The 7,805-nt window shown below is 73.1% G+C and carries 7 protein-coding genes; 3 read left to right on the top strand and 4 right to left on the bottom strand.

Annotation, left to right across the window (positions count from 1 at the left end; translation table 11 throughout):
* The first annotated feature begins 104 nt into the window (after positions 1 to 104).
* Positions 105 to 569 (top strand): MarR family winged helix-turn-helix transcriptional regulator, encoded by a 465-nt coding sequence (locus AB0G20_RS14230; protein ID WP_361300872.1) that lies wholly within the window; start codon positions 105 to 107, stop codon positions 567 to 569.
* Here AB0G20_RS14230 and AB0G20_RS14225 read toward each other — a convergent pair.
* From AB0G20_RS14225 to AB0G20_RS14210, 4 genes are all read right to left on the bottom strand, one after another.
* Complete coding sequence (locus AB0G20_RS14225) at positions 551 to 1,252, bottom strand: response regulator (protein ID WP_361300869.1); 702 nt, start codon at positions 1,250 to 1,252, stop codon at positions 551 to 553. The two genes, AB0G20_RS14230 and AB0G20_RS14225, sit on opposite strands and share 19 nt — an antisense overlap.
* Positions 1,249 to 2,877, bottom strand: coding sequence for an ATP-binding protein (locus AB0G20_RS14220; RefSeq protein WP_361300866.1), 1,629 nt, complete (start codon positions 2,875 to 2,877; stop codon positions 1,249 to 1,251). The genes AB0G20_RS14225 and AB0G20_RS14220 overlap by 4 nt, the downstream gene beginning before the upstream one ends.
* Positions 2,878 to 2,992: 115 nt before the next feature.
* Positions 2,993 to 3,496: a hypothetical protein gene (locus AB0G20_RS14215; protein WP_361300863.1), complete on the bottom strand. Its 504-nt coding sequence runs from the start codon at positions 3,494 to 3,496 to the stop codon at positions 2,993 to 2,995.
* Between the two features lie 308 nt (positions 3,497 to 3,804).
* A complete protein-coding gene (locus AB0G20_RS14210) occupies positions 3,805 to 5,700 on the bottom strand; it encodes an ABC transporter ATP-binding protein (RefSeq protein WP_361300980.1) in 1,896 nt (631 codons plus the stop codon).
* 299 nt (positions 5,701 to 5,999) lie between these two features.
* On the opposite strand from AB0G20_RS14210, the gene AB0G20_RS14205 reads away from it, so the two are divergent.
* Both AB0G20_RS14205 and AB0G20_RS14200 read left to right on the top strand, forming a co-directional pair.
* Positions 6,000 to 6,899: a lysylphosphatidylglycerol synthase domain-containing protein gene (locus AB0G20_RS14205; protein WP_361300977.1), complete on the top strand. Its 900-nt coding sequence runs from the start codon at positions 6,000 to 6,002 to the stop codon at positions 6,897 to 6,899.
* A gap of 43 nt (positions 6,900 to 6,942) precedes the next feature.
* Positions 6,943 to 7,707, top strand: coding sequence for a crotonase/enoyl-CoA hydratase family protein (locus tag AB0G20_RS14200; RefSeq protein ID WP_361300860.1), 765 nt, complete (start codon positions 6,943 to 6,945; stop codon positions 7,705 to 7,707).
* Positions 7,708 to 7,805 lie beyond the last annotated feature (98 nt).

Genomic DNA, 7,805 nt, shown 5'->3' with positions numbered 1-7,805 from the left:
GTGCTGGGGCCGGCGGCGGCCGGGGCTGTGCTGGTGCTGGTTCTGCTGGTGGTGGGCTGAACGGTCCGAGCGGTTCCGGTAGCGGCGGGCTGACGCCGCCCAGCGTGCTGAACCTCAGCGCGTACCTGATGTACGCGACGGGAAAGGCCGCCCGCCGCACCCTGTCGGAGAAGCTCACCGCCAGAGGCTTGCGGTTATGGCATCTGACCGTCCTGACCCTGGTCGCCGACCTCGGCCCGCAGCCCAAGGGCGTGCTGGCCGCCAGGCTGGACATGAACGCCAGTGACCTCGCGAAGATCGTGAAGGACCTGGCCGACGCGGGGCAGGTCGTGTGCGTCCGCAGCCTCGCCGACCGCCGCCGTGTCGACGTCCGCATCACCCCGGAGGGCAGGACGGCCCTCGACCATCTCAACGCCGACATCGCGTCCGCGGACGACGACCTCCTGACCCCGCTGAGCGAGGCCGAGCGAGAGCAACTCGCCTCCCTGCTGCGGCGCGTGCACGCCCACCACGAGGACATCGGCCCCGGGGCCGGGTACCGGGTGCCGGCTCAGGCCCGCCAGCCGTAGCGGCGTTCGGGCCGCCCGGCGACGCCGTAGCGCAGGGACACCTCAGCGCTGCCCGTGCCGTGGAAGTACTCCAGGTAGCGGCGGGCGCTCACGCGGGACACGCCGGTGACGGCGGCGCACTCGGTGGCGGACAGGGTGCCGTCCGCCTCGCGCAGGGCCCGCTCCACGAGTTCGGCGGTCTCCACACTCATGCCCTTGGGCAGGGCCTGGGCCGGTGCGGGGACGAACGCGCCGGCCAGGACCCGGTCCACGTCCGCCTGGCCCCGGACCACCGTCGTGAGCATCCGGCCCCGCTGGGCGGCGTAGCGCTCCAGCCGGGGGCGCAGGTCCGCGAACTCGAAGGGCTTGAGGAGGTAGTCGACCACACCGCGGCGGACCGCGCCGCGCACGGTGTCGGTTTCCGTCGCCGCACTGATGACCATGACGTCGCAGTCGTGGCCGGCGGTGCGCAGCCGGGGGATGACGTCGAGCCCGAAGAGGTCGGGGAGGTACAGGTCGAGCAGGATGAGGTCGGGGCGCAGTTCGTCGACCGCCTCGATGGCCTGTCCGCCGGTGTGGGCCGTGCCGACGACGCGGAACGGCTCGACGCGTTCGACGAACGCGCGGTGGATCCTGGCCACCATGAAGTCGTCGTCGATCACGAGGACGTCGATCGCGCCCGCCTTGTCGTTCGCCTCGGTCATGGGGCCGCTCCTTCCGCCACCGCGCGGGTGAGGTGGCCGACGGTCATGCGTGCGGTGAACACGGCCCCTTCGGGGGTGTTGGTCACCGAGATCTCTCCCCCGTGCCGTTCGCAGACCAGCTTGGTCAGGGCCAGTCCGATACCGCGCTCGCCCTCCCGCGCGGCCTTGGTGGTGAAGCCGTGGGAGAAGACCTCGCGGGCCAGCTCCGGGGCCACGCCCGGCCCGGAGTCGCGGACCACGATCTCCACGCTGGAGGCGTCCTGCCACAGCGCCACCTCCACCCAGGCGTCGTCCCGGGCGACTGCGGCGTCGACGGCGTTGTCCACCAGGTTGCCCACGACGGTCGCCACGTCGGCGGCGTCCTCCGGGGCCAGCCGCTCCAGCGCGGTGTCGTCCGAGATGCGCAGGCTGACCTTGCGTTCGGCCGCGAGGGACGCCTTCGCCATCAGCAGCGCGGCCACCGCCGTGTCGCGGACGCGGCGGCTGAGGGTGACGTCCAGGGACTGGCGGTGCCGGCTCAACCCGCGGATGTAGCGCACGACTTCGTCCTGCTCGCCGATCTGGATCAGCCCGGAGATGGTGTGCAGCTGGTTGGCGAACTCGTGGGCCTGCGCGCGCAGCAGCTCCGAGGAGCTGCGGAAGGAGCCGATCTCCCGTTCCAGCCGGGCGAGTTCGGTGCGGTCGCGCAGGGTGGTGACCGAGCCGAGCGGCCGGCCGTCCTTGGTGACGGTCATCCGGTTCATCACCAGGACCCGGCCCCGGCGGAGGACGACCTCGTCGCGCTCGCCGGCGGCGGTGCCGGACAGCACGTCGCGCAGTCGCCCGTCGATGCCGAGGCCCTCCAGGCTCTGGCCGACGCAGTCCTCGGGCAGGTCGAGCAGCCGGCGGCCCATGTCGTTGACGAGGGTGAGCCGGTGCTGCGGGTCCAGGGCGATCACGCCCTCGGCAATCCCGTACAGCATCGCCTCCCGGTGCTCGGCGAGCCCGGCGATCTCGCCCGGCTCCAGCCCGAGGGTCTGCCGTTTCACCCGCCGCGCGAGCAGCCAGGAGCCGGCCACACCGAGTCCGCTGGCGATGCCCAGATAGGCGAGCAGATAGGAGGAGGCGCCGCTGAGCCGCTGCCACACCGTCGGATCGGCCTCGCCGATCATCACCGTGCCGAGGATCCGGCCCAGGTTCTCCTCGGTGGCCCCGAGGACGGGCACCTGGGCGGCCAGCTCGCGGTTGCCGTCCAGCGTGAGCTGCCCGGACCAGCCGCGCCCCCGGGCGGTGCCCGGGCCCAGGCGCATCCGCTCGCCGACCACCGTGGGATTCGTGGAGCTGACGATCCGCCCGGCCCCGTCGGCCACCGTCACCGACGTCACCCCGGACTGCGCCTGCGTGGCGAGCACCAGCGGGGCGAGCGCTTCCCCGGGCGCGGGACGCACCAGCTGGCTGCGCACCAGCGGGTTGGCGGCCAGTTGCTCGGCGAGCGCGCTCACCCGGCGTCCCTCGACGCGGTTGAAGGTGGCCTGCGACTGGGCGAGGGAGACCGCGGCGACAGCCAGCAGCACCACCACGACGATGGCGAGCTGGAGCACCAGCATCTCGCCCGCGAGCGAATGGCGACGAAAGGTGGCGACCACGACGAACTCAATCTCCGATGCCGCCACCAGGGGGACGGCTCATGTGCCGAGTCGCACAATCATGACGCCCACCGGCATCAGCGACAAGGAGTCGGTCGGGGCGGGCCCGCTCCTGTCACGGCCGGCCGGGCTGGGGGCCGATGCCCCGCAGCTCCCTGATCGTGCCGCCGAGCTTCGCGCGGAAGGACTCCAGCAGCGCCGGCTTCACGCTGACCACCCAGCGCGTGCCGACGAGGTACTTGCCTCCGTAGACACGCGCCTCCTCCAGCCAGGTCTCCTTGTACTTCTCCTCGGGGAAGGTGGTGATGAGGTAGTCGGCCCTCTTGGTGCGGCACACGCCCTGGCGCAGTTCGTCGGCGTCGATGCGGATCTTCGGCTTGCAGCCGGTCAGCCCGGCGATCACCTCCACCTTGGCCGGTGCGACGACCCCGGCGGCGGGAGCGGCGGTCACACTCGGCGCCGCCTTGCCGCCGCCGGCGCCCTCGGCGTCGTCACCGCCGCTGCAGGCCGTGACCAGGGGAAGCGCGGCCAGGGCACCGGCCACCGCGACGGCGCGCGGCCAGTGGGCGCGGGACGGGCTGCGGCGGGTGGATCGTACGGGCGGTTGCTGCTGGGACACGTCGCCTCTCCGGGTGCGGGCTCTAGGGCCTGTCGTTTGGATCAAGCCGCAGACGCGGGGCCTGGCACGCGCCTCTGCCGCGTTGTCGTCGGTCGCCGACTCCCCCACGCTCGGCTGCGCTCGCGCGGGAGGGACCCCCATCGCGTCGACTCCCTCCTCCGCCTTGCAGCTACACGCACCAGACCCCGCTCACCGGCGTCGAACAGCACCGTCGCCTCCCTGCGACCTGACCCAAACGACAGACCCTAGGCCTGTCGACAGGACTACCGGACAGGAATACGCACAGGTCCGGGCAGGCGTTCACGCCTCTACGCGGCCTCCTCCAGCGTGGCATCCCGGGCCCCGTCGGACGGCCCGCCGAACTGGGTGCGGTACAGCTCCGCGTACCGCTGCCCCGCCGCCAGGAGTTCCTCGTGCGTGCCCCGTTCCACGATCCGGCCGGCCTCGACGACCAGGATCTGGTCCGCCGCACGGATGGTGGACAGGCGGTGGGCGATCACGACGGCCGTGCGGCCTTCGAGGGCTTCGGTGAGGGCTTCCTGGACGGCGGCCTCGGAGGTGTTGTCGAGGTGGGCGGTGGCCTCGTCGAGGATGACGACGCGCTGGCGGGCCAGCAGCAGCCGGGCGATGGTCATGCGCTGGCGTTCGCCGCCGGAGAGCCGGTAGCCGCGTTCGCCGACCACGGTGTCGAGGCCGTCGGGCAGGGACCGCACGAGGTCGTCGAGGCGGGCCCGGCGCAGGGCGTCCCACAGCTCGTCCTCCGTGGCCTCCGGGCGGGCGAGCAGGAGGTTGGCGCGGACGGTGTCGTGGAAGAGGTGGCCGTCCTGGGTGACCATGCCCAGGGTCTGCCGCAGCGACTGTGCCGTGAGGTCGCGGACGTCGACACCGCCGATGCGCACGGTCCCCTCGTCGGTGTCGTACAGGCGTGGCATCAGCTGCGCGATGGTCGACTTGCCGGCGCCGGAGGAGCCGACGAGCGCCACGGTCTGGCCGGGTTCGGCGCGGAAGGACAGGCCGTGCAGGACCTCGTCGCCGCCTCGCTTGTCCAGGGACGCGACCTCCTCCAGCGATGCCAGGGAGACCTTGTCGGCGGCCGGGTAGCCGAAGCGGACCCGGTCGAACTCGACCGCCACGGGCCCGTCGGGCACCGGACGCGCGTCCGGCTTCTCCTCGATGAGCGGCCTGAGGTCCAGCACCTCGAAGACCCGCTCGAAGCTGACCAGCGCGCTCATCACCTCGACGCGCGCCCCCGCGAGCGCCGTCAGCGGGGCGTAGAGCCTGGTCAGGAGCAGCGCGAGCGACACGACCGCGCCCGGTTCCAGGGCGCCGCGCAGGGCGAACCAGCCGCCGAGGCCGTAGACCAGGGCCAGGGCGAGGGCGGAGACCAGGGTGAGGGCGGTGATGAAGGCCGCCTGGGCGGTCGCCGTGCGGATCCCGATGTCCGCGACCCGGCGGGCCCGCTCGGCGAACTCCCGCGACTCCTCCTCGGGACGCCCGAAGAGCTTGACCAGGGTGGCGCCGGGTGCGGAGAACCGCTCGGTCATGCGGGTGCCCATCGCGGCGTTCAGCGTCGCCGCCTCGCGCTGCATCCGGGCCATCCGGCTGCCCATGCGCCGGGCCGGGATCACGAACACCGGCAGCAGCACCAGCGCCAGCAGGGTGATCTGCCAGGACAGCGTGAGCATCACCGCGAGGGTGAGCAGCAGCGTGACGAGGTTGCTGACCACTCCGGAGAGGGTGTTGCTGAACGCGCGCTGGGCGCCGATGACGTCGTTGTTGAGCCGGGAGACGAGTGCGCCCGTACGAGTGCGTGTGAAGAACGCGACCGGCATGCGCTGCACATGGTCGAAGACGGCGGTCCGCAGATCGAGGATGAGATGCTCGCCGAGCGTCGCCGACAGCCTCCGGCCGAGGATGCCCAGCGCCGCCTCCGCCACCGCGATCAGCGCGATGAGCAGGGCGAGACGTACGACGGTGCCCTCGTCGCCGTGCGACACGATCGTGTCCACGACCGACCCGGCCAGCACGGGGGTCGCCACGGCCAGCAGGGCGGAGCCCACGCCGAGCAGGACGAAGAGGGCGATGCGGCGCCGGTGGGGGCGGGCGAACGCGCCGATGCGGCGCAGGGTCGCCAGGGCGAAGGGGTGGCGCTCCCGTTCGGCGTTCATGACGCTGTGCAGCTGTGTCCACGCTGTGGTCTCCATGCTCATGGAAGCGACCGTAAAACCTCAAGCAATCTTGAGGTCAAGGAGCTCGCGCATTTCCCCGCCATCCCGCACAATCAGCCCGATCCCCCTCTTCCCCGTCCCTCCGCGCAAAGGCTCCGATGACGCTCCCCACACAGCCGCTTCCCGCGCGCAATCCCCAGTCCCCGCTCCCGCAACCCGCAGTTGGCACGGCCTGGACAGCCTCGGGAGACGTGACAGCGGTACAACTCCCCGAACTCCGCCCGGGACGACTCCCCCGTCGCGTCCCGGTCCGCCGCCTGCGGCAGATCCTGTGTCTGCTCCCGCTCCTGCTCGTCACCGTGGTCGCGGTGCAGCACCGGTCGGTGCTGGCCGCCGGTTTCGCGCATCTGGGCACCGCCGAGTGGCCCTGGCTGCTGGCGGCGGCCGGAACGACCTGTCTGACCTGGGTAGCCGCCGCCTGCACCCGGCAGGGCGCGGTCGTCGAACGGCTGCCCCGACGACGGCTGCTGGCCACGCAGTTCGCGGCGGGCGCGGCCAACCATCTGCTGCCGACCGGGCTGGGCGCGAGCGCGGTCAACCTGCGGTTCATGACGGTGTGCGGGCTGCCGCTCGCCCGCTCCTCGGCCGCCCTCGGCCTGTACCTGCTCGCCGAGAGCGTCGGCCGGGTGCTGCTGCTGGGCGCCCTGCTCGTCGCGTTCCCCGACGCGCTGAGCCTCGGCACGCTGGTGCCGGAGACGGCGTTCGGCCCGCTGCTGGCCGGCGTCGGAGTGGTGCTCGTGATCGCTGCGACCGTGCTCACCCTGGTGCGCCGGCTGCGCTCCGCCCTGGTGTCCTTCCTGCGGACAGCGCTCGGCGAGGCGCGCTCGGTGCACACCCGCCCGGCGCGGGCCCTGGCGCTGTGGGGCGGAGCCTTCGCCTTCCCGGCGCTGCAGGCGTCCGTACTGGTGCTGGTGGGGCGGGCGCTGGGGCTGGACGTCCCGGCCGCGCACATGGCGGTGGCCTACCTGGCGGCGACGGTCGCCGTCGCGCTGGTGCCCACGCCGGGCGGGATCGGCTCGGTGGAGGCGGCGCTGGTCGTGGCGCTGGTGGCGGCGGGCGGACCGGCCGCGGTGGCCACCGCCGTGGTCCTGGCCTTCCGGGTCATCACCGTCTGGCTGCCGCTGGCGCCGGGCGCGCTGACCCTGGCGGCACTGGTGCGGCTGAAGGTGATCTGACCCCGGTAGCGTGCCGACTCCGTCACGCAGAAGGGACGTCACCATGCCGGTGCGAATCGAGCGTCAGGGCCATGTGACCACCGTCGTCCTCTCCCGCCCCGAGGCACGCAACGCGGTCGACGGCCCGACCGCCGCGGAACTCGCCGCCGCGTTCAGGGAGTTCGAGGCGGACGACGAGGCCCGGGTGGCGGTGCTGTGGGGCGAGGGCGGCACGTTCTGCGCGGGCGCCGATCTGAAGGCGCTCGGCACCGAGCGGGGCAACCGGGCCGTGCCGGAGGGCGACGGCCCGATGGGACCGACCCGACTGCGGCTGTCCAAGCCCGTGATCGCCGCCGTCGCCGGGCACGCCGTGGCCGGGGGTCTGGAGCCGGCCCTCTGGTGCGACCTGCGCGTCGCCGAGGAGGACGCCGTGTTCGGCGTGTTCTGCCGCCGCTGGGGTGTGCCCCTGATCGACGGCGGCACCGTGCGGCTGCCCCGGCTGATCGGCACCAGCCGCGCCCTCGACCTGATCCTCACCGGCCGTCCCGTCCCGGCGCCCGAGGCCCACGGCATGGGGCTGGTCAACCGCCTCGTGCCGCCCGGCCGGGCCCGCGCCGAGGCCGAGGAACTGGCCGCGCGGATCGCCCGGCTCCCGCAGTCCTGCCTGCGCTCCGACCGGGCCTCCGTCCTGGAGCAGGAGGGCCTGGACGAGCCGGCCGCGCTGCTGGCCGAATTCCGGCACGGCGCGGGTGTCCTGGCCGAAAGCCTCCAAGGAGTCGCCCGCTTCGCCTCCGGCGAGGGTCGGCACGGGTCGTTCACGGACCTGTGAGCGAGCCGGACGTGACCGTGCGTCATGTGCAGTAACTCACCCTCCGCTCACCCCCGTCCGCGGTACGGAACCCCGTACGGGATACGGCAGGATGAACG

Source organism: Streptomyces sp. NPDC024017 (assembly GCF_040638895.1).
Taxonomy (GTDB): domain Bacteria; phylum Actinomycetota; class Actinomycetes; order Streptomycetales; family Streptomycetaceae; genus Streptomyces.
This window is presented reverse-complemented; position numbering and strand designations above follow the sequence as displayed.

What these genes read in the sequence shown, in the direction of transcription:
- AB0G20_RS14200 (WP_361300860.1), top strand. Translation starts at nt 6,943, where the DNA reads ATGCCGGTGCGAATCGAGCGTCAGGGCCATGTGACCACCGTCGTCCTC.
- AB0G20_RS14210 (WP_361300980.1), bottom strand. Translation starts at nt 5,700, where the DNA reads ATGGAGACCACAGCGTGGACACAGCTGCACAGCGTCATGAACGCCGAA.
- AB0G20_RS14225 (WP_361300869.1), bottom strand. Translation starts at nt 1,252, where the DNA reads ATGACCGAGGCGAACGACAAGGCGGGCGCGATCGACGTCCTCGTGATC.